This is a genomic window from Streptococcus sp. GMD4S (assembly GCF_000296955.1).
This window is the reverse complement of record NZ_AJRE01000280.1, coordinates 1-1,015: the sequence shown is the minus strand read 5'-3', so window position 1 is coordinate 1,015 and position 1,015 is coordinate 1. Positions and strand designations below refer to the sequence as shown.

Annotated in this window: 1 protein-coding gene; it reads right to left on the bottom strand. The window is 40.8% G+C overall.

Annotation, left to right across the window (positions count from 1 at the left end):
• On the bottom strand, positions 1-1,015 hold a 1,015-nt coding region (gene pbp3, locus GMD4S_RS09355), incomplete at both ends, for a D-alanyl-D-alanine carboxypeptidase PBP3 (protein ID WP_000326317.1).

Here is a 1,015-nt window from a genome sequence, read left to right as displayed (position 1 = left end):
TTCCACCAAACCTTCAAAAAGAAGGCTTTTTCTACTTTCTTTTCAGAAACCATTTCAAAAGATGGTTTGTCGGAAGTGAGATAGCCCTGACCGACCAAATCCTGATCATCATAGGTTAGAGTACCAACAACCTTGCCTTCTTCCAATGGAGCCATTTCTGATGTTGATTTCGGTGTGAATTGGAGAGTAGGTGTAGTACCGCTTCCGATGCGTTGGACGATGGAAATGTCTGACTTAGCGACAGCTGTCACATTATCTTCCTTACCATCAAGAACTGTTACTTTACTATCGTTGTATGCTTCACTTTTCTGAACAACAGTTTTTAAGGCAAAGTTTGCAGAAATATAATCTAAAAGTGCAGAAGTAGCAGTAAAACGTGCATAAGGGTTGGTATCTTGTTGATCTGCATTCAAAACAACCGTAATAATACGCATCCCTTTCTCAACAGTTGTTCCAACGAATGAAGCACCAGCTTTATCAGTAGTACCTGTCTTTAGTCCATCAATACCACCACGATAGGCAGGCATTCCCTCCAACATATAGTTGGTTGAGTGGATTTCAAGTCCTGCAAATGTAGAAGTTGGTTTTTTGGTGATTTCCAAAACTTGAGGATAATCTCGGATGAGGTTACGAGCGACGATTGCAACGTCGTAGGCACTCAACTTGTTTTCATCGTCTTTTTTAGAACCAGGATAGATATTATCGCCAAGTGTCTCATTATTTAAACCAGTTGTGTTTACAATAGTTGCATCTTGAATTCCCCATTCAAGAAGTTTAGCCCTCATTTTGTCTACAAAGTCTTTCTCAGAACCAGCAATCTTTTCTGCTAGTGCAATCGCAGCGCTGTTCGCGCTGGATACCATTGTAGCCTCTAATAGCTGTTCAACAGTATAATTTCGGGCTTCCATAGGGACGTTACTCGCCTCAGAATTAGTTGTAAGTTTGTAAGGATAGTCCGAAATATCAACAGGTGTAGATAGGCTGATAGTTCCTTGTTCCAGAGCTTCATAGACCA